Consider the following 18398-nt stretch of genomic DNA (forward strand, 5'->3'; position numbering starts at 1 on the left):
GCATCGTCGGAGGTTCTTAGGTTGGCGCCGAATCTGCCGGACCAGCACGCAGGCGCCGACGTCTGTCACAGGAGGGGGCCACCGTGGCCACGTACGCACCCCAGGAACTCGCCGCCACCCTCAAGGACGGGCTGCTGTCGTTCCCGGTCACCCCGTTCACCGCGGACGGGCGGATCGACGAGGCGCGGTACCGCGACCACATCGACTGGCAGTCGAGCTTCGAGATCGGCGGCCTGTTCGCGGCCGGCGGCACGGGCGAGGGCTTCAGCCTGACGCCCGAGGAGTCGGCCCGGGTGGTGCGGCTCGCCGTCCAGACCGCCGGCGGACGCACCCCGGTGCTGGGCAGCGCGGGCGGCAACACCGCGCAGGCCGTCCAGAACGCGCGCGCGGCCGAGGCGGCGGGCGCCGAGGGGATCCTGCTGCTGCCCCCGTACCTGACCGAGGCCGACCAGGACGGGCTGCTGGAGCACGCCTCCGCTGTCTGCACGGCGACGGGCCTCGGCGTCATCGTCTACAACCGCGGCAACGCCGTCTACGCGGCGCAGACCGTGGCCCGGCTGGCCGAGCGGCACCCCAACTTCATCGGGTTCAAGGACGGAAAAGGCGACATCGAGCAGCTCGCCCGCGTCCACGCGGCGAACGGGGACCGGCTCTTCTACCTGGGCGGCCTGCCGACGGCGGAGACCTTCGCCCTGCCTCTCCTGCAGCTCGGCCTGAGCACCTACTCGTCCGCCATGTACAACTTCGCGCCGCGGTTCGCCCTGGCGTTCTATCGTGACGTGCGCAACCTGGACCACGCCGCGGTCACCGAGAAGCTCAGCCGGTTCGTGCTGCCGTACCTCGACATCCGCGACCGGGCCAAGGGGTACGGCGTGTCCATCGTCAAGGCAGGCATGAAGGCGGTGGGCCGCGACATGGGCAGCGTGCGCGCGCCCCTGCAGGACCTCACCGCACAGGACCTCGCGGACCTCGGCGCCCTGATCAAGGCCGCCGGCGTCCACCCGGAAGGAGACATGTGATGACCACCCAGCTCACCGGACACTCGATCGTCGAGGGCTCGCCCCTCGTGGGCACCGAGGGCACGGTCCACGGGCAGGATCCCGCGACCGGCGAGGCGGTCGAGCCCGCGTACTCCCTCCTCTCGGACAAGCAGGTCGCCCAGGCGACAGCGGCCGCGCACGACGCCTTCGCCTCCTTCTCCACGCTCGCGCCCGAGCCCCACGCGCAGTTCCTGGAGCAGATCGCCGCCAACATCGAGGCCGTCGGGCCCGACGTCGTCGCGCGGGCCATGCGCGAGACCGGCCTCCCGGCGACCCGCCTGACCGGCGAGCTCGCGCGCACGACCGGCCAGCTCCGCCTGTTCGCGCAGGTGGTGCGCCAGGGCGACCACCGGGGCGTGCGCATCGACCCGGCCCTGCCCGACCGCACCCCCCTGCCGCGCCTTGACATCCGGCTGCGCAAGGTCCCCCTCGGCCCCGTCGCCGTGTTCGGCGCGAGCAACTTCCCCCTCGCCTTCTCCACCGCGGGCGGCGACACCGCGTCTGCGCTCGCCGCGGGCTGCCCCGTGGTGGTCAAGGCGCACAACGCGCACCCGGGCACGGCCGAGCTCGTGGGCCGCGCCGTGGCCGACGCCGTGGCCCGCTGCGGGCTCCACCCCGGCGTCTTCTCCCTGGTCTACGGGCCGGGCAACGCCGTGGGCCAGGCCCTTGTCACCGACCCCGCCATCCAGGCCGTCGGTTTCACCGGCTCCCGAGGCGGCGGCCTCGCGCTGGTCGCGGCCGCCGCGGCCCGGCCGGTGCCGATCCCGGTCTACGCCGAGATGAGCTCGATCAACCCCACCATCCTGCTCGACGGCGCCCTGGCCGGCGACGTCGACGCCCTCGCCGCCGCGTACCTCACCTCGGTGACCGGCTCGTCGGGTCAGCTCTGCACCGCGCCGGGGCTCGTGTTCGTGCCCGCCGGCGAGCGCGGCGACGCCTTCGTCGCGGCGGCCGGGCGCGCCGCGGCGGCCACGGCCGGGCAGACCATGCTCACCGCGGGCATCGCGGCGGCCTGGCAGGACGGCGTCGACACGCTGGCCGCCCAGGACGGCGTGCACCTGGTCGCGGCCGGGGCTCCCGGCGACACCCGCAACGCCCCCGCGCCCGCCGTGTTCACGAGCGCGGTGCCGACCCTGCTGAGCAACCCGGTGCTGCAGGCGGAGATCTTCGGCGCGGCGTCGCTCGTGGTCCGGTACGCCGACGCCGACGAGCTGCTCGCCGCCGTCGGACGGCTGGAGGGGCAGCTCACGGTGACGCTGCACCTGACGGAGGACGACCACGAGACCGCCGCCCGGCTGCTGCCGGTCCTGGAGCGCACCGCGGGCCGGATCCTCGCGAACGGCTGGCCCACCGGGGTCGAGGTGGGGCACGCGATGGTGCACGGCGGCCCGTTCCCCGCGACGTCGGACAGCCGCACGACGTCGGTGGGCACGCTCGCGATCGAGCGGTTCCTGCGTCCGGTGGCCTACCAGAACCTGCCCGAGTACCTGCTGCCCGAGCCGGTCCGGCCCGACAACCCGTGGCGCCTGAACCGGCGCGTGGACGGCGTGCTGGAGGCCGCCGAGTGAGCGACCACCCCACCGTCGCCCGCGTCGAGGTGGTGCCCGTCGCGGGCCACGACTCGATGCTGCTGAACCTGTCCGGCGCGCACGGCCCGTTCTTCACCCGGAACATCGCGGTCGTGACCGACTCCGAGGGCCGCACCGGGCTCGGCGAGGTGCCCGGCGGGGAGCCGATCCGGGCCACGATCGAGGAGGCGGGCCGGCTCGTCGTCGGGCAGCCGGTGGCCCGGTACCGGTCCCTGCTGCGCTCGGTGGCTACCGCGTTCGCCGACCGCGACGCGGGCGGGCGCGGCGCGCAGACCTTCGACCTGCGCACCACGGTCCACGCGGTCACGGCCCTGGAGTCGGCGCTGCTGGACCTGCACGGCCAGCACCTGGGCGTGCCCGTGGCCGAGCTGCTCGGCGACGGCGTCCAGCGGGACGCCGTCCCGATGCTCGGCTACCTCTTCTACGTGGGCGACCCGGGCGCAACCGACCTGCCCTACCTGCGCGGGGACGACGAGTCGGACGCATGGGGCCGCCTGCGGCGCGAGCAGGCCATGACGCCCGACGACGTCGTGCGGCTGGCCGAGGCCGCCGCCGAACGGTACGGGTTCGCCGACTTCAAGCTCAAGGGCGGCGTGCAGGCCGGCGACGTCGAGGTCGACACCGTCGTCGCGCTCAAGGAGCGGTTCGGTGACGCGCGGATCACGCTCGACCCCAACGGCGGCTGGCCGCTGGCCGAGGCGATCCGCCTGGGCCGGCGCATGCGCGGCGTCGTCGCCTACGCCGAGGACCCGTGCGGGGCGGAGGGCTCCTTCTCGGGCCGCGAGACGATGGCGGAGTTCCGGCGCGCTACCGCCCTGCCCACCGCGACCAACATGATCGCGACGGACTGGCGCGAGCTGGCGCACGCGGTGCGCGCGGGCGCCGTCGACATCCCGCTGGCCGACCCCCACTTCTGGACCATGGCCGGCTCGGTGCGGGTGGCCCAGCTCTGCCACGAGTTCGGCCTGACGTGGGGGTCGCACTCCAACAACCACTTCGACATCTCGCTGGCCATGTTCACGCACGTGGGAGCGGCCGCGCCCGGCGCGATCACCGCGCTGGACACCCACTGGATCTGGCAGGACGGCCAGGGCCTGACGACGGCGCCGCCGCGCATCGAGGGCGGCGCGATCCGGGTGCCGACCGGCCCGGGGCTCGGCGTCGAGCTCGACCGCGAGCGCCTGGCCGCCGCGCACGAGCTCTACCTGGCCCACGGCCTCGGGGCGCGGGACGACGCGGTGGCGATGCAGTACCTCGTCAAGGGCTGGCAGTTCGACCCGAAGCGGCCGTGCCTGGTCCGCTGAAGCGGCCGTGCGGCGGCTCGCCGGCCGGCCTCAGCGCGCGGCGATCCCGCCGAGCAGGTTGTCGACCAGGGCGTCGACGAAGCGTTCGGTGATCGGCTCGTCCGGGATGAGCAGGCGGTGGTAGACGGCGCCCCAGAGCTGGTCGACGACCACCTGGACGTCGACGTCGGCCCGGAGCTGCCCCGCCTCCTGCGCCCGGGTGAGCCGCTCGCCGGCGAGGCGCCGCCGCTCGGACGAGTACAGGGACCGGTAGGCGACGGCGAGGTCCTTGTCCGTCTGGGACTCGCCGATCAGCTCCGCCAGGACCCGGCCGCCGGGTGTGGTGGTCATGAGGCGGACGAACGCGTGGAGCTGGTCGAGCAGGTCGGCGCGGATGTCGCCGGTGTCGGGGAAGGCGAGCGTCTGCTGGACGGCGTGGAAGTAGCCGTCGAGGGCCAGCGCGCCCTTGGAGGGCCACCACTTGTACAGGGTCGTCTTGCTCACGCCCGACAGGCGCGCGACCCGCTCGAACGTGAGGTCGGCCATGCCCTCGCCGAGCAGCACCTCACCGACGGCCCGCAGGACGTCGCCGCGTACCTCGTCGGCGGGCCGCCGTCCGCGGCCCCTGGCGCGCGGTCCGGCCTTCTCGACGGCGGACGCCGTCAGATCGTTCGCCACGGTTGTTCTCCCCCGCTCCTCGGCAGACTGCTCGGTGACAGCGCTCGCCAGTCTAGGTCTGGCAAGTCCCTGACCTGCGCGGTCGGCGGGTTGTCGGGTGACCGGGCGGGTCGGGCTGCCCGGTCACCCGACGGTCCGCCGGTCACCGTTCCGCCGGTCACGCGGTCCGGGCCGTGAGCAGGTCGGCCAGGTCGACCCGGGTCAGGAACTCGCGCCGGGTCCGGTCGGCCAGGTCCGAGACCGCCGCAGAGCCGTCGTCCGCCGGGTCGATGTGCACCCGGTACGGCCGCTGCCCAGCGGGCAGCGCGACGATGCGGGCGATCTCGTCGGAGACCAGGGAGACGTCGGCGTCCGCGGGTGCCAGCGCCGCGAGCTTCTGGGCCACCTGGTCCATCAGCCCGGCGTACCGGGTCTCGTAGGCGGCCTCCACATCGCCGTCGGCCGGGTGGCCGGCGTGCGTAAAGTGGTTGGTGCCGCTGGTGAACGAGCCGGGTACCACTATCGACGTCTCCACGCCCCAGCGGGCCAGCTCGCCGGCGTACGACACGGCGAGGGAGTCCATGCCCGCCTTGGCCGCGAAGTAGGGCGCCAGGTACGGCGGGGTACCGCCCTTGACGCTGGAGCTGGACACCCAGATGACGAGCCCGGCGCCGCGGGCACGCATGCCGGGCAGCGCGGCCCGGTTGACGCGCTGGGTGGACAGCACGTTCACGTCGTACAGCTCGGCGAGCTGCTCGGGCGTGAACGCCTCGGCGGGGCCCACCACCATGTGGCCGGCATTGTGGATCAGCACGTCGATGCGGCCGTGCTCGGCCTCGATGCGCGCGACGGCGCCGTCGACCGACTCCTGCGAGCTCACGTCGAGCTCGATGGCGCGCAGGTCCACGCCGTGCTCCGTTGCGTAGGCCCGGGCGGCCTCGACCTGCGGGGCGTTGAGGCCCTCGGTCTGCCGCATGCCCGCGTAGACGGTGTCGCCCGCCGCGGCCAGGGCGCGGGCCGTGAGGGCCCCGAAGCCCGAGGAGGCTCCGGTGATGACGATGACGTTGCTCATGGCTGTTACCTCTCCCTGTGGGTCTCTGCTCGATGTGTGGTCCGCTGGGGCGGCCGGATCAGGCGATGCCGCCGTTGACGTAGACCGTCTGCCCGTTGACCCAGCGGCCGGGGCCGGCCAGGAAGGCGACCACCTCGGCTGCGTCGTCCGGCATGCCCAGCCGCTCGAGCGGCGCGAGCCGCGCGAGGTTCTCGACGGTCTGCTCGTCCTTGCCGTCCAGGAACAGCGGCGTGGCGGTGGGCCCGGGCGCGACGGCGTTGACGGTGATGTCCTTGCCGCGCAGCTCGCGGGCCAGGACCGTGGTCAGCACCTCGACGGCCGCCTTGGCCGCGGCGTAGGGGGCGTAGGTGGGGTGCTGCAGGCGGGTCTGGCTCGTGGAGAAGCCGATGATCGCGCCGCCCGTCCGGACGCGGCGGGCGGCCTGCTGGGCCACCACGAACGCGCCGCGGATGTTGGTGCGGTGCATGCGGTCGAGGTCGGCCAGGTCGAAGGTTGCTACGGGGCCGAGCAGCATGATCCCGGCGGTGTTCACGACGACGTCGATCCCGCCGAACGCGGCCTCGGTGGCGTCGAACGCCGCGCCCATGGCCGCCTCGTCGGCGACGTCGCCGGTCACGGCGATCGCCCGGCCGCCTGCGGCCTCGACCTCCGCCACGACCTCCTCGGCCCTGGCTCGGTTGCCCGCGTAGTGGACGGCGACGGCGAAACCGTCGGCGGCGAGCCGCCGGACGGTGCTGCGGCCGATGCCGCCGGACCCGCCGGTGACGAGGGCGACGCGGGGTGTGCTGGTGGTGCTCGCGGTGGTGCTGGTCATGGCGTGCTCCTTGGGTCGCGATGTGGACTGCACGTTCATATAACCACAGATATGCACGCCACGTCCATATCTCGGAGCAAACTGATCCGGACGGGAACGTGGGCCATGGTCGGGGGACGGCACAAAGTCCGCTTCCAGCACGTGACCAGGCATGCTCCGGAGCCGGAAAGCATGCGTGATCGCGTGCTGGAAGCGGACCTTTGTCGGACGGCGGCCGGGGCACCCCCAGAGTGCTCCGGCCGCCGGGTCTGTTGGCGCCAGATCTGTTGGCGCCCGGTCGGTCTAGACCGGGGTCGGCTCGGTCGCCTTCGCGCGGGTGCTGCCGCTCTCGGCCGCGCCGTCCCCGGCCGGCACCCCGTCCGCGACGTCGTCCTCGGAATCCGACGCCCCGTTCACGGCCCCGTCGTCCGACCCGCCATGCAGGTCGTCCAGCGCGTTCTCGTCGAACGGGACCCGGCCCGCCAGCACCTCGTGCACGCGCTCGCGGTCGATCTCGCGGGTCCACGTGCCGATGATCACCGTCGCCACGGCGTTGCCGGTGAAGTTGGTCAGCGCCCGCGCCTCGGACATGAACCGGTCGATGCCGACCACGATGCCCACGCCGTCGACCAGGTCGGGGCGGTAGGTCTGCAGGCCGCCGGCGAGCGTCGCCAGGCCGGCGCCGGTGACCCCCGCCGCGCCCTTGGAGGCGATGATCATGAAGGCGAGCATGCCGACCTGCTCGGGCACGGACAGCGGCGTCCCCATGGCGGAGGCGATGAACAGCGACGCCATGGTCAGGTAGATCGCCGTGCCGTCGAGGTTGAACGAGTACCCGGTCGGCACCGTGATGCCCACCACCGGCTTGGAGACGCCCAGGTGCTCCATCTTGGCGATGAGCCGCGGCAGCGCCGCCTCGGACGACGACGTGCTGACGATCAGCAGGTACTCGCGCGCCAGGTACTTCATGAGCAGGAAGATGTTCACGCGCGCGACGAACCACAGCACGGCGCCCAGGACGACGGCGATGAACACGATGCACGTCAGGTAGAACCCGGCCATCAGCGTGCCCAGCGCGACGACGGCGCCCCAGCCGGTCTCGCCGACGACGCCCGCGATGGCGCCGAACGCCCCGACCGGGGCCACCCACAGGATCATGGTCAGCACGCGGAAGACGATCGCCTGGATGACGCGGACGGCGTCGAGCGCGGGCTTGCCGCGCGCGCCGAGCTGCTGGATCGCGAACCCGACCAGGAGCGCCACGAACAGGGTCTGCAGCACGGACTCGCCGGTGAGCGGCGAGACCAGCGTGGTGGGGATGATGCCCAGCAGGAAGTCCACGAGGGACTCGGCCTCGCCCTCCGCCTCGTAGGTGGCGCCCGCGATGGACAGGCCCTCGCCCGGGTGCAGCACGTTGCCGACGATCAGGCCGATCAGCAGCGCGAACGTGGACATGGCGATGAAGTAGAGCAGCGCGAGCCCGCCGACGCGGCCGACGGTGGCCGCCTTCGCGATCGAGCCGATGCCCAGCACGATGGTGCAGAAGATCACCGGCGAGATCATCATCTTGATCAGTGCGACGAACCCGGTGCCGAGCGGCTTCAGCGCCACTCCGGTCTCCGGCGAGGCCAGGCCCACGATGACGCCGGCCACGACGGCCACGATCACCGCGATGTACAGGTAGTGACTCTTGTCGAGCCGGCGGCGCGGGGTGGTCCCGGCGCCGGCGGGCTGCGTTACCGCCATGGTGTGTTCCTCTCACAACGCTGTGTGGTCAGCGACAAGAGTGGGCTCGCCGACGGCGAACCCCACCATTGCGGCCATATTGTTCTCACCGAGTGTTCTCGCCGGCCGTCACCGCACCGCCGCGGCCCGGGCCACAATGGGTCGGTGGCGCAGCGACGGGGTGCGAGTATCGCGAGGTGGTTCCTCGCCGTGCACACGGCGCTGCTGTCCGCCGGGGCGGTCGTCGTGTTCGGGCTGCTCGCGCTGGACGCCAGGTCCTCGGCCCAGGAGCACGCGGCGCAGGAGAGCACGGACCTGGCGGCGACGGTCGCGGCGGAGTCGCTGGTCATCGACACGGTCGCCCGCGCCCACGCGGCGGCGGGCACGGACCGGGCCGGCTCGGTCGCCGAGGCGTCCGGCCTGCTGCAGCCCTATGCCGAACGCGTCATGGAGACCACGCACATCGACTACCTGACGGTCATGGACACCGACCGCACCCGCTACACCCACCGCAACACGTGGCAGATCGGGCGGCCGTTCGTCGGCACCACCGCCCCGGCGCTGCGCGGTGAGACGTTCACCGAGGTCTACGACGGAACGCTGGGCCCGTCCGTGCGCGCCGTCGTCCCCGTCCGCACGGACGACGGCGAGATCGTCGGCCTGGTGTCGGCGGGCGTGACGCTCGACCGGCTGTGGGACAGCATCGCGCCGCGCCTGGTGATCGTCGGCGTCGGGACGCTCCTGGCGTTCGGCACGGGCGCCGTCGCCGCGACCCTGCTCGCGCGCCGGCTGGACCGGATCACCGACAGCAAGGGCCCCGACGAGCTGGCCCACCTGTTCGCCGCGCACGAGGCGGTGCTGCACTCGGTCGAGGAGGGCATGCTGCTCGTCGAGGACGGCACCGTGGTGCTCGCGAACGACGAGGCGCTGCGGCTGCTCGACGTGCCGGACCTCGCGGCGCCGTTCGCCGTCGCCGACGAGCGGCTGTCCCCCGCCGTCCGCGACGTCCTGGGCGGCACGACGCCGGAGGGGCCGGTGCGGGTCGGCGGCCGGGTGCTGCTGGTCGGCCGTGACACGGCGGCCGCGGCCGGCCGGAACGTCGGCGAGGTGATCTCCCTGCGCGACCGCACCGAGCTGCAGCGGGTCACCGGGGAGCTGTCGTCGGTGCGCACCATCTCGGCGGCGCTACGCGCCCAGACCCACGACTTCAGCAACCGCCTGCACACCATCGCCACGCTCATCGAGCTGGGCCGCAGCGACGAGGCCCTGCGCTTCGTCGCGGGCGAGCGCGACCTGGGCCAGCGGCTCACCGACCGGGTGGTGCAAGCGATCGAGGAGCCGGTCATCGCGGCGCTCGTGCTCGGCAAGGCCGCCCAGGCCCGCGAGCGCGCGGTGGAGATGCACTTCGAGACGCACCTCGCGCCGGGCACGCACTGGCTGGAGCCGGTGGACGTCGTGACCATCCTCGGCAACCTGATCGACAACGCGACGGACGCGGCGGCGGCCCACGCCCTGGACCCGGCCGCCGTCGACCCGACGCGCGCGGGCACCGACGGCGCCGACGGCGCGTGGGTCGAGGTGTACCTCGCCAACGGCGACGACGGGTCCCTCGTGTTCCAGGTCTCCGACAGCGGGCCCGGCATCGCCGAGGCGGACCTGGAGCACATCTTCGACCACGGCTGGAGCACCAAGGACGACGCCGGCGGCGGGCGCGGCTACGGCCTGGCGCTCGTGCGCCAGGTGGTCGAGAGCCTCGGCGGCGACATCGAGGTGTCCCACGGGACCGGCGGAGGCGCCGGGGCGGTCTTCACCGTGACGCTCCCCCGCCCCGAGACCGGGGCGCCGGCGGCCGAACCGTCCGACGACGCCGACGCCGACGCCGCGCCGTCCGCCGTCGTCCCGCCCGCCCCTGCCGCTGTCGTCCCGTCCGCCGTCTCACCGTCCGTCCAGGCCGCCGCCGTCCCGCCGGCCCCGTCCGCCGTCGTATCGCCCGCCCAGGCCGCCGTCGCACCGCCCACCCAAGCCGCCGACTCGACCGCCGGACCGGCCGACCGGGCGGGACGCCCGTGATCCGCGTCCTGGTGGTGGAGGACGACCACCGCACGGCCGAGGCGCACGGCGAGTACGTGCGCCGGGTGGACGGGTTCGAGCTGGCCGGCGTGGTGCACACGGCGGGCGACACGGTCCGCGCGCTGCGCGACGCGCAGGCCGCCGGGCGGGAGGTGCACCTGCTCCTGCTGGACATGAACCTGCCCGACCGGCACGGCCTGGTCCTGTGCCGGCAGCTCCGCGCGGCCGGCCTGGTCGTGGACGTCATTGCGGTCACGGCGGCCCGCGAGCTGGAGGTGGTGCGCGAGGCGGTGGCGGTCGGTGTGGTGCAGTACCTCATCAAGCCGTTCACGTTCGGGCTGTTCGCCGAGAAGCTGGGCGCCTACCGCAAGTACTTCGAGCAGATGCGCTCGCCCGTGTCCACGCTCAGCCAGCGCGAGGTGGACACGGCGTTCGCGGCGCTGCGCACGTCCAACGCCGCCGGGCTCCCGAAGGGCCTGTCCCAGGACACGCTCGACGCCGTGTCGGACCTGCTCGCCCGCCGGCCGGGCGCGCTGTCGGCGAGCGAGGTGGCGGACGAGCTGCACCTGGCGCGCATCACCGCGCGCCGCTACCTGGAGTTCCTCGCGGACCACGGCGTCGCCACGCGCGCCCCGCGCTACGGGACGCGCGGGCGCCCGGAGCTCGAGTACGCACGCCGGCGGCCCGCGTGAGCCTCCCCTTCGAGACCGAGGTTTCTCGGTCTCGAAGGGGGATGTCAGCGGCCGACGGCGGCGGTGAGCTGGTCGATGAACGCCTGCTCGCCCGCGGAGATCGCCACCCGCTTGCTGAGGAAGCCGCCCTCCTTGGAGCTGGTCGACCTGGCGACCTGCGTGGCGATCCGGACCAGCCACTCGCCGTAGGCGTCGATGTCCTTCTGGTCGGCCCGGCCGCGCAGCAGCGCCATCGAGGCCTCGGTGAGCTCGACCGCCCGCGCCGCCTCGCCCTCCGGGTCGGGAACGTTGCGCTCCGCGGCGGCGGGGGTGTCGTCGCCGTCCTCCGCCGCCTCCGCCGCCTTCCCGCGGTCGCGCAGCGCCACGGCCACGGACTGCACGAACTCGTTCTCGTGCGCCTGGGCCTCCCGGAACACCTTGGCGCCGGACGCCATCTCCCGCAGGAACCTGATCGGCCCCGGCCGCCCGTCGGCGAGGGTCGCGCCCTTCAGCACGGCGCCTGGGGCGTCCAGGATCTGGTTGAGCTCGTCATCGCTGAAATCGGACAGATTGGTCATGCTCACGCTCTCCGTCGTGTCGGCTGCATCGGCTGCAGCAGGGCTGTAGCGGGGCTGTAGCGGGGAGGAACGCGCACAACATACTGGGTACTAGCCGGGTACCGCTGCCCCGTAACGGCTGGCCAGCCGACGTGTCGCCGCCACCAGCTCCGCCGGCCCCACCACCTCGAACGGCACGTCGAACACACCGAGCCAGCCCGCCAGGCCGCCCCAGGACCACGAGCCGATGACGACGCGGCACCGGGGCTCCCCGTCGACGTCGGGGAGCGGTTCGCACAGGCCGTTGCCGCCGAGCCACGGCGCGATCACGTCGGCCCGCGCGTGGAGCACCACCTCGCCGTGCACGGGCCACCGCGAACCGCTGATCCGGGAGGCGACGAACCCGGCGACGTCCCCGCCGGGCACCTCCCGGGGAGCGAACCGCGGCCCGGTCCCCGAGCGGAGGCTCAGCCGGTCCACACGGAACAGCCGCCAGTCGGCGCGGTCGAGGTCGAAGGCGACGAGGTACCAGCGCCCGTCCGACGTCACGAGATGGTGCGGCTCGACCCGGCGCGGCGGCCGGAAGGCGTTCTCCCCCTCGCCCACCGCGGGCATGGTGCCGCCCGCGTAGTCGAACCGCACCACCTCGTGCGCCCGGCAGGCGGAGCCGAGCGCGAGGAGCAGGCCCGGGTCGACCGCCGGCTCCTCCGGCCGGTTCCCGCGCCGCACCGTCGTCACCTCCAGGGCGTCCAGGCGGGCGCGGAGGCGGGCCGGCATGACCTGGCGGATCGTGGCCAGCGCCCGCGTGGCACCCTCCTCCGCGCCCGGTATGGCGCCCGTGCGCAGCGCGACGGCGACGGCGACGGCCTGCTCGTCGTCGAACAGCAGCGGCGGCAGCTCGGCACCGGCGTCGAGGCGGTAGCCGCCGTCCGGCCCCTTGGTGGCGTGGACCGGGTAGCCGAGCTCGCGCAGCCGGTCGACGTCGCGCCGCACCGTGCGGGGGCTCACGCCGAGCCGGTCGGCCAGGAGCGGGCCGGGCCAGTCCCGGCGGGCCTGGAGCAGCGACAGGAGGGCGAGGAGGCGTCCGGAGGTCTCGAGCACGGATCCAGCATGGCACGCGGTACAGGCCAGAACCTGACCGCTACTACCGGAAGGCTGTCTCTCGTAGGCAGCACAGGACCGACCGCAAGAAGGAGAAACCGTGATCCGCACCCGAGCGCTCACCAAGGACTTCGTGGTGAGCCGCACCCGTACCGTCCACGCAGTGCGTGGCATCTCGCTCGACGTCGAGCCGGGCGAGCTGGTGGCCGTGCTCGGCCCCAACGGCGCAGGCAAGACCACCACGCTGCGCATGCTGACCACGCTCATCCCGCCGACGTCGGGCACGGCGGAGGTGGCCGGGCACGACGTCGTCGCGCACCCCGACCGGGTCCGCGCGGCGATCGGCTACGTGGGCCAGGGCGGCGCGGGCGGCGCGGCCCAGCTCGTCCGCGACGAGCTCGTGACGCAGGGCGAGATCTACGGCCTCGACCGGCGCGCGGCCAGGGCCCGCGCCGGCGAGCTGCTGGAGGCCCTCGACCTGACCGAGCAGGCCGACCGGAAGGTCGACAGCCTGTCCGGCGGGCAGAAGCGCCGCCTCGACGTGGCGATCGGCCTGGTCCACGAGCCGTCGCTGCTGTTCCTCGACGAGCCGTCGACCGGCCTCGACCCGCACAACCGCGCCAACCTCTGGGCGCACATCCTGCGGATGCGCACCACCGCCGCCGAGCCCATGACCATCGTGCTCACCACGCACTACCTCGACGAGGCGGACACGTTCGCCGAGCGGGTGATCGTGGTGGACGACGGGCAGGTCATCGCCGACGACACCGCCGACGCCCTGAAGGCCGAGCTGGCGGGCGACCTCGTCACGCTCGGCACGTCGTCCCACGAGGACGCGGCGGCGCTGGCCGTAGTCGCGGAGCGCGCGCCCGGCACCCGCTCGGTCCGCACCCGGGCCGACGGCGGGGCCGCCGCCGTCGAGATCCGCACCGCGGACGGGCCCGGCGCCACGCCGCGGCTGCTCCGCGCGGCCGACGCGGCGGGCCTCGACGTGACCCGCGTCGACGTCGTACGGCCCACGCTCGACGACGTCTTCCTCGCCCTGACCGGCCGCAGCCTCCGAGAGACGTCGGTCGACGTCCCCGCCGACGCCGCCGGCGTCGACACCTCCACCACCCGCGAGACGACCACCAGCGAGACGACCAAGAAGGAGGTCCTGGCATGAGCGCCGCGACCCTGACCCCCGACACGACGCCCACCCCGGCCACCGGGCCGCTCCCCCGGCGCGGCTTCCTGCGCGACACGCGGATCGTGCTGGTCCGCGAGCTCCGGCCCGTGGTCCGCGACCCGTTCTCGCTCGTCTTCGGCCTCATCCAGCCGCTGGTCTTCCTCGGCCTGTTCGGCCCGCTGCTCGCCGGCTCGGCGGGCGGCACGCTCGGCGGCGACGTCTGGCTGTGGTTCGTGCCCGCCGTGCTGGCGATGACCACGCTGTTCGGCACGTCCGTGACGGGCTCCAACCTGCAGCTCGACCTCTCCTCCGGCGTGCACGAGCGGATGCTCGTCACCCCGCTGTCCCGCCCGGCGCAGCTCGTGGGCCGCGCCCTGAAGGAGATGGTGCCGATCGTGGCCCAGTCCGCCGTCGTGCTGCTCGTGATGCTGCCGTTCGGCCTGCGCCCGGACCCCGTGGGCGCGGTGCTGACCCTGCTGCAGCTCGCGGTGCTCGGCATCGGCGTCGGCTCGCTGTCGTACGCGCTGGCGCTGGCGGTGCGCAAGCAGGAGTGGATGTTCTGGGTGGTGCAGCAGACCGTCCTGTTCCCGGTGATGCTGCTGTCCGGCATGCTGCTGCCCCTGGAGACCGGTCCGGCGTGGATGCGCGCCGTGTCGACGGTGAACCCGCTGCGGTACGTCGTCGACTCGGGCCGAGCCGCCTTCGCGGGTGACCTCGCCTCGGCGGCGGTGGCCTGGGGCTGGGTCGCGGCCGTGGCCACGGCCGCGCTCGGGCTGGCCGTCGGCGTGCGCGCGATGGTCCGCTCGGCGGACTGACCCGGACGGCCCGCGCGCCTCGCTCGGGACCCCGACGTACAGTGCGGATCATGACTGACGCACTGGTACTGGGTGGAGGCGGCGTGGCCGGCGTCGCCTGGGAGCTGGGTGTGCTGCAGGGCATCGCCGACAAGGACGCGGAGCTCGCGTCCCTCGTCATCGGCGCCGACCGGGTGGTCGGGACGTCGGCGGGGGCCGCGGTGGCTGCGCAGGTCACGAGCGGCACGCCGCTGGAGGCGCTGTACGCGGCCCAGCTCGCCCCCGAGACGGCCGAGATCGAGGTGGAGTTCGACGCGGCCGCCATGATGGCGGGCTGGGCCGCCGCGCTGCAGCCGGCCGCCGACGGCAGGGCGCCCGAGCCGGCCGAGGTGCGGCGCCGGATCGGCGCGATGGCGCTGGCCGCGCCCACCACCGACGAGGCGGCCCGCCTGAGGGAGCAGGAGGCGCGCCTGCCGAGCGCCGAGTGGCCGGACCGGGACCTCGCGATCACGGCGGTCGACGCCGAGTCGGGCGAGCTGACCGTCTTTCGCCGGGACTCGGGCGTGCGGCTCACGGACGCCGTGGCCGCGAGCTGCGCCGTGCCCGGCGTGTGGCCGCCGGTGACCATCGGCGACAGCCGCTACATCGACGGCGGGATGCGCTCGGTGGCGAACGTGGACCTCGCGGCGGGCGCGGACCGCGTGCTGGTCGTCACGCCGCAGCGCGAGGGCACCCCGTCGCCGTTCGGCCCGTCGGCCGCCGACCAGCTCGCGGGCCTCGCCCCGGCGAAGGTCCTCATGATCGGCGCCGACGACGCCTCGATCGAGGCGTTCGGCACCAACCCGCTGTCGCCGTCGACGCGTGCGCCGTCGGCGGCGGCAGGACGTGCGGTGGGCCGGGCCCAGGCGGCGGCCCTGGCCGCGGTCTGGGCCTAGCCGGCCGCTGTCCAGGGGGAGCGCTACCCATGGGCACCTTCGGGCGGACCTGTCAGCCTTCGGGCGTCAGGCCAAGAGTCAGACCCCGAGGATGGAGAGCACCATGTCTGTCATCTCCCCGTTCCGCCGAAGGACCTCGAAGCACTGGATGCTGGCGGCAGTCGCCGCCCTGACCCTCGTCGCCGCGCCGGCGGCGTCCGCCTCCACCGACGACGTCGGCGTGCAGGCCATCTCCCACAAGTCGCCGTTCAACTGCGGCAAGACGTTCTACGCCAACAACTGGAGCCCCGGCCACAACCCGTCCGGCTCCATCGACTGGCAGTCCTACGGTGACGACGCCATCAACGGCGAGACCGTCCGCGCCACGGCCGGCGGCACCGCCACCTTCGACAACGAGGGCAGCACCAGCTACGGCCAGTGGGTGCAGATCGTGCACAGCGACGGCACCCGCACCCGGTACGCCCACCTCGCCACGATGGTGCGCGCGCCAGGACAGACCATGTCGGTCAGCCAGGGCACCGTCATCGGGACCGTCGGTTCCACCGGCGGCTCGTCCGCGCCCCACCTGCACTACGAGCAGCGCAGCTCGTCCGGGGTGGTCGACACCTCGCCCACCGTCGACGGCGTGACCGTCTCTCTCGGCCAGCGCAAGGCCGTCACCAGCACCAACGCCTGCGGCGGCGGGAGCAACCCGTACACCCCGACCGAGGTGTGCGGCAGCGGCTTCGCGGTGATCGACTCCGCGGCGCTCGGCACCGTCGGCCGCACCTACCTGCTGTACAACTCGGGCACCGGCTACAACTGCGTGGTCACGCTGAAGTCCACCAACCTCGGCACCCCGACGGCCGTCTCGGCGTTCCTGGAGCCCGAGGGCTCCTCCCGCACCACCGACTCCGGCAGCTACTCGTACTACGCGGGGCCCGTCAAGCGGTCCGCGCCCGGCACCTGCGTCAGGTGGGGCGGCTCCGTGGGCAGCACGAGCTACACCAGCCCGTTCGAGCACTGCGGCTGACGCTCGGCGCCGGCACGCTCCATGGCCCCTGGGGTTCCGCGGTTCGTGCGGTCCTCGGGGGCCATGGCCCTGGCCGGACTACTTGTCAGGAATGTTGGTTACCACCGTGTACAGTCTGTGGCACGAACTATGTGCCCACACGGAGGCAGCCCATGAGCTTCACCCATCCCACCGGTACCCGGGGCGCCAGGCAGCCCGGCCGGTCCGTCCGTCTGTTCAACAAGCTGATCATGTGGCGCGCCCGGCGCACGGGCGGCCAGACCATGGGCATGACGCTCCTGGTCCTGACCACGGTCGGGCGCAAGAGCGGGCAGGCCCGCGAGACGCCCGTCGGCTACTTCACCGACCCCGACGGAAGCTGGCTGATCGTGGCGACGGCGGCCGGCGGAAAGGCCAACCCCGCCTGGTACCTCAACATCGCGGCGAACCCGGACCAGGTGACCGTCGAGCTGGCGGGCCGCAAGGTACCCGTGACCGCCCAGGAGCTGCACGGCACAGAGCGAGAGCGGGCCTGGCAGCAGATCACCACCGACGCGCCGGGCTTCCAGAAGTACGAGACGGCCACCGACCGGGAGATCCCCGTCATCCGGCTGACGCCCCGGCCCTGAAGGATCTTCCCGGCCTGCGGGTGCCCGTGTCACCGCCCGCGCAGTATGTAGTGTCGGGACCATGACACACGCCGCCGCCATCTCCCCCGCCGTCACAGCCCTCCGGACCGCGGACTGGCGGCGGCGTGTCTTCGCGCTGTACACCGAGGTCCGCGCCCGTGCAGCGGACGACCCCGCCGCCGCGCACGCCTACTGGGTCGCCGCACGCGACGAGCTCTTCGCGACCCATCCCGCGTCGGCCCTGCTGCCGGAGGACCGGCCGGGCTTCACCGGCCTGTCGGTGGCCCCGTACGACCCGTCCTGGCGCCTGACCGCCCCGATCGTGCCGGCCGAGCCCGGCCCCGACGGCGCGCCACGGCGCCTCGACGTCCCGACCGGGACCGACGGCATCGTCCCGTTCGAGCTCCTCGGCACGGTGGCCCTGCGGCACGAGACCCTCGGCGACCTCGGCACGCTCGACGTCTGGCGCCTCGCCTCCTACGGCGGCGGGCTGTTCGTGCCGGTCAAGGACGCGCTCGCCGGCACCCCCGGCGGCACCTACGGCGGCGGCCGCTACCTCCTGGACACCATCAAGGGCGCCTGGCTCGGGCACACCGGCAGCGCGTCCGGAGGGGCGGACGGCGCGTACGACGACGGCGTGGGCGACCTGGTGCTCGACCTCAACTTCGCCTACAACCCGTCCTGCGCCTACGACCCGGCGTGGACCTGCCCGCTCGCGCAGCCGGGCAACACGCTGGACCTCCCGATCCCGGTGGGCGAGCGCACACGATCGTAGGAACCGGATCGTGGGCGACCACGTCAGCCAGAAGGCGGCGTGGCGCCCCTTTGAGCTGGTGACTGATCCTGAAGTCGGCGTCCTTGGACACGACGACCCGATCCTCGCGGTCGGCTGCCTCGGTCACCTGTTGATCGGTCGAGAAGTTGCCGTCCGGCAGATCGCTCGTGTGGGCCGCGTCGTGCCCGCTGTCGTTCAGGAATCTCGCGAGCCGTGCCGGGAGCTGTGCGTCGACGAGAAACTTCACGCCGCACTCAGCGGCACGACCGTGTGCCCACCCGCCGACAGGGCGCCGAACTCCAGCGCGGCCAGCAGATCCTCGGCCGTCAGGTCCGGGTAGTCCTCGAGAATCTCCTGCGACGTCATTCCCGCTGCCATCAGCTCCAGCACCGTCTGCACGGGAATGCGCAACCCGCGTAGCACCGGCTGGCCATGGCACACCTGCGGGTCGGATGTGATGCGCTCAAGCCGAGACATATCCCCATGGTAGCCATGCAGGTGCGCGGCACCACCGTCGATTGCCCGAATGGCACGGCTCCGTTCATGCG

19 protein-coding genes are annotated in these 18398 nt (G+C 73.5%); 11 read left to right on the forward strand and 8 right to left on the reverse strand.

All coding sequences use genetic code 11. The annotated features are described in order from the left end of the window. Nucleotides 1–83: 83 nt before the first annotated feature. Genes kdgD through AC0QU1_RS13585 form a run of 3 tightly spaced genes read left to right on the forward strand, consistent with a single transcriptional unit; the run spans nucleotide 84 to nucleotide 3933 of the window. A complete protein-coding gene (kdgD, locus tag AC0QU1_RS13575; protein ID WP_483569882.1) occupies nucleotides 84–1019 on the forward strand; it encodes a 5-dehydro-4-deoxyglucarate dehydratase in 936 nt (311 codons plus the stop codon). Then, nucleotides 1019–2608, forward strand: coding sequence for an aldehyde dehydrogenase (NADP(+)) (locus AC0QU1_RS13580; protein ID WP_483569883.1), 1590 nt, complete (start codon nucleotides 1019–1021; stop codon nucleotides 2606–2608). The genes kdgD and AC0QU1_RS13580 overlap by 1 nt, the downstream gene beginning before the upstream one ends. Beyond that, on the forward strand, nucleotides 2605–3933 hold the full coding sequence (locus AC0QU1_RS13585) for an enolase C-terminal domain-like protein (protein ID WP_483569884.1): 1329 nt from the start codon (nucleotides 2605–2607) through the stop codon (nucleotides 3931–3933). The genes AC0QU1_RS13580 and AC0QU1_RS13585 overlap by 4 nt, the downstream gene beginning before the upstream one ends. Before the next feature lie 30 nt (nucleotides 3934–3963). Here the strand turns inward: AC0QU1_RS13585 and AC0QU1_RS13590 are convergent, their stop codons facing one another. From AC0QU1_RS13590 to AC0QU1_RS13605, 4 genes are all read right to left on the reverse strand, one after another. Next, nucleotides 3964–4590, reverse strand: coding sequence for a TetR/AcrR family transcriptional regulator (locus AC0QU1_RS13590; RefSeq protein WP_483569885.1), 627 nt, complete (start codon nucleotides 4588–4590; stop codon nucleotides 3964–3966). A 157-nt stretch (nucleotides 4591–4747) separates the two neighbouring features. Further along, nucleotides 4748–5641 carry an SDR family oxidoreductase gene (locus AC0QU1_RS13595; protein ID WP_483569887.1) on the reverse strand — a complete coding sequence of 298 codons (894 nt, stop codon included), beginning with the start codon at nucleotides 5639–5641 and terminating at the stop codon, nucleotides 4748–4750. Nucleotides 5642–5699: 58 nt separating this feature from the next. Continuing rightward, nucleotides 5700–6455, reverse strand: coding sequence for an SDR family oxidoreductase (locus tag AC0QU1_RS13600; protein WP_483569888.1), 756 nt, complete (start codon nucleotides 6453–6455; stop codon nucleotides 5700–5702). A gap of 282 nt (nucleotides 6456–6737) precedes the next feature. Beyond that, nucleotides 6738–8180 (reverse strand): cation:dicarboxylate symporter family transporter, encoded by a 1443-nt coding sequence (locus tag AC0QU1_RS13605; RefSeq protein WP_483569889.1) that lies wholly within the window; start codon nucleotides 8178–8180, stop codon nucleotides 6738–6740. Nucleotides 8181–8324: 144 nt separating this feature from the next. Between AC0QU1_RS13605 and AC0QU1_RS13610 the strand changes: the two genes are divergently transcribed. Continuing rightward, the gene (locus AC0QU1_RS13610; protein WP_483569891.1) at nucleotides 8325–10229 is read left to right on the forward strand and encodes a sensor histidine kinase; all 1905 of its coding nucleotides are present in this window, start codon (nucleotides 8325–8327) and stop codon (nucleotides 10227–10229) included. Beyond that, complete coding sequence (locus AC0QU1_RS13615) at nucleotides 10226–10921, forward strand: response regulator (RefSeq protein ID WP_483569893.1); 696 nt, start codon at nucleotides 10226–10228, stop codon at nucleotides 10919–10921. The genes AC0QU1_RS13610 and AC0QU1_RS13615 overlap by 4 nt, the downstream gene beginning before the upstream one ends. A 44-nt stretch (nucleotides 10922–10965) precedes the next feature. On the opposite strand, the gene AC0QU1_RS13620 is transcribed toward AC0QU1_RS13615, so the two are convergent. Both AC0QU1_RS13620 and AC0QU1_RS13625 read right to left on the reverse strand, forming a co-directional pair. Further along, entirely contained in the window at nucleotides 10966–11478 is a 513-nt protein-coding gene (locus tag AC0QU1_RS13620) for a hypothetical protein (protein WP_483569895.1), read from the reverse strand. A 90-nt stretch (nucleotides 11479–11568) separates the two neighbouring features. Further along, nucleotides 11569–12558, reverse strand: coding sequence for a helix-turn-helix transcriptional regulator (locus AC0QU1_RS13625; protein ID WP_483569897.1), 990 nt, complete (start codon nucleotides 12556–12558; stop codon nucleotides 11569–11571). Nucleotides 12559–12658: 100 nt separating this feature from the next. On the opposite strand from AC0QU1_RS13625, the gene AC0QU1_RS13630 reads away from it, so the two are divergent. From AC0QU1_RS13630 to AC0QU1_RS13655, 6 genes are all read left to right on the forward strand, one after another. Beyond that, a complete protein-coding gene (locus AC0QU1_RS13630; RefSeq protein ID WP_483569899.1) occupies nucleotides 12659–13723 on the forward strand; it encodes an ATP-binding cassette domain-containing protein in 1065 nt (354 codons plus the stop codon). Continuing rightward, complete coding sequence (locus AC0QU1_RS13635; protein WP_483569901.1) at nucleotides 13720–14541, forward strand: ABC transporter permease; 822 nt, start codon at nucleotides 13720–13722, stop codon at nucleotides 14539–14541. Before AC0QU1_RS13630 ends, AC0QU1_RS13635 begins: the two co-directional genes overlap by 4 nt. Nucleotides 14542–14591: 50 nt before the next feature. Next, on the forward strand, nucleotides 14592–15455 hold the full coding sequence (locus tag AC0QU1_RS13640; protein ID WP_483569903.1) for a patatin-like phospholipase family protein: 864 nt from the start codon (nucleotides 14592–14594) through the stop codon (nucleotides 15453–15455). Between the two features lie 103 nt (nucleotides 15456–15558). Continuing rightward, nucleotides 15559–16467 (forward strand): M23 family metallopeptidase, encoded by a 909-nt coding sequence (locus AC0QU1_RS13645; protein ID WP_483569904.1) that lies wholly within the window; start codon nucleotides 15559–15561, stop codon nucleotides 16465–16467. A gap of 152 nt (nucleotides 16468–16619) precedes the next feature. Continuing rightward, nucleotides 16620–17075 (forward strand): nitroreductase/quinone reductase family protein, encoded by a 456-nt coding sequence (locus AC0QU1_RS13650; protein WP_483569906.1) that lies wholly within the window; start codon nucleotides 16620–16622, stop codon nucleotides 17073–17075. Between the two features lie 61 nt (nucleotides 17076–17136). Beyond that, a complete protein-coding gene (locus AC0QU1_RS13655) occupies nucleotides 17137–17850 on the forward strand; it encodes a DUF1684 domain-containing protein (protein ID WP_483569907.1) in 714 nt (237 codons plus the stop codon). Here AC0QU1_RS13655 and AC0QU1_RS13660 read toward each other — a convergent pair. Together AC0QU1_RS13660 and AC0QU1_RS13665 are read right to left on the reverse strand one after the other, a co-directional pair. After that, nucleotides 17735–18097: a DUF5615 family PIN-like protein gene (locus AC0QU1_RS13660; protein ID WP_483569909.1), complete on the reverse strand. Its 363-nt coding sequence runs from the start codon at nucleotides 18095–18097 to the stop codon at nucleotides 17735–17737. The genes AC0QU1_RS13655 and AC0QU1_RS13660 overlap by 116 nt on opposite strands. Next, nucleotides 18094–18327 carry a DUF433 domain-containing protein gene (locus AC0QU1_RS13665; RefSeq protein ID WP_483569911.1) on the reverse strand — a complete coding sequence of 78 codons (234 nt, stop codon included), beginning with the start codon at nucleotides 18325–18327 and terminating at the stop codon, nucleotides 18094–18096. The genes AC0QU1_RS13660 and AC0QU1_RS13665 overlap by 4 nt, the downstream gene beginning before the upstream one ends. Nucleotides 18328–18398: the final 71 nt, after the last annotated feature.

Source organism: Promicromonospora noduliphila, assembly GCF_056951025.1.

Excerpts from the sequence above, each read along its gene's own strand:
- AC0QU1_RS13580 (WP_483569883.1), top strand. The coding sequence starts at position 1,019 with ATGACCACCCAGCTCACCGGACACTCGATCGTCGAGGGCTCGCCCCTC.
- AC0QU1_RS13595 (WP_483569887.1), bottom strand. The coding sequence starts at position 5,641 with ATGAGCAACGTCATCGTCATCACCGGAGCCTCCTCGGGCTTCGGGGCC.
- AC0QU1_RS13600 (WP_483569888.1), bottom strand. The coding sequence starts at position 6,455 with ATGACCAGCACCACCGCGAGCACCACCAGCACACCCCGCGTCGCCCTC.
- AC0QU1_RS13605 (WP_483569889.1), bottom strand. The coding sequence starts at position 8,180 with ATGGCGGTAACGCAGCCCGCCGGCGCCGGGACCACCCCGCGCCGCCGG.
- AC0QU1_RS13620 (WP_483569895.1), bottom strand. The coding sequence starts at position 11,478 with ATGACCAATCTGTCCGATTTCAGCGATGACGAGCTCAACCAGATCCTG.
- AC0QU1_RS13635 (WP_483569901.1), top strand. The coding sequence starts at position 13,720 with ATGAGCGCCGCGACCCTGACCCCCGACACGACGCCCACCCCGGCCACC.
- AC0QU1_RS13640 (WP_483569903.1), top strand. The coding sequence starts at position 14,592 with ATGACTGACGCACTGGTACTGGGTGGAGGCGGCGTGGCCGGCGTCGCC.
- AC0QU1_RS13645 (WP_483569904.1), top strand. The coding sequence starts at position 15,559 with ATGTCTGTCATCTCCCCGTTCCGCCGAAGGACCTCGAAGCACTGGATG.
- AC0QU1_RS13650 (WP_483569906.1), top strand. The coding sequence starts at position 16,620 with ATGAGCTTCACCCATCCCACCGGTACCCGGGGCGCCAGGCAGCCCGGC.
- AC0QU1_RS13655 (WP_483569907.1), top strand. The coding sequence starts at position 17,137 with ATGACACACGCCGCCGCCATCTCCCCCGCCGTCACAGCCCTCCGGACC.
- AC0QU1_RS13665 (WP_483569911.1), bottom strand. The coding sequence starts at position 18,327 with ATGTCTCGGCTTGAGCGCATCACATCCGACCCGCAGGTGTGCCATGGC.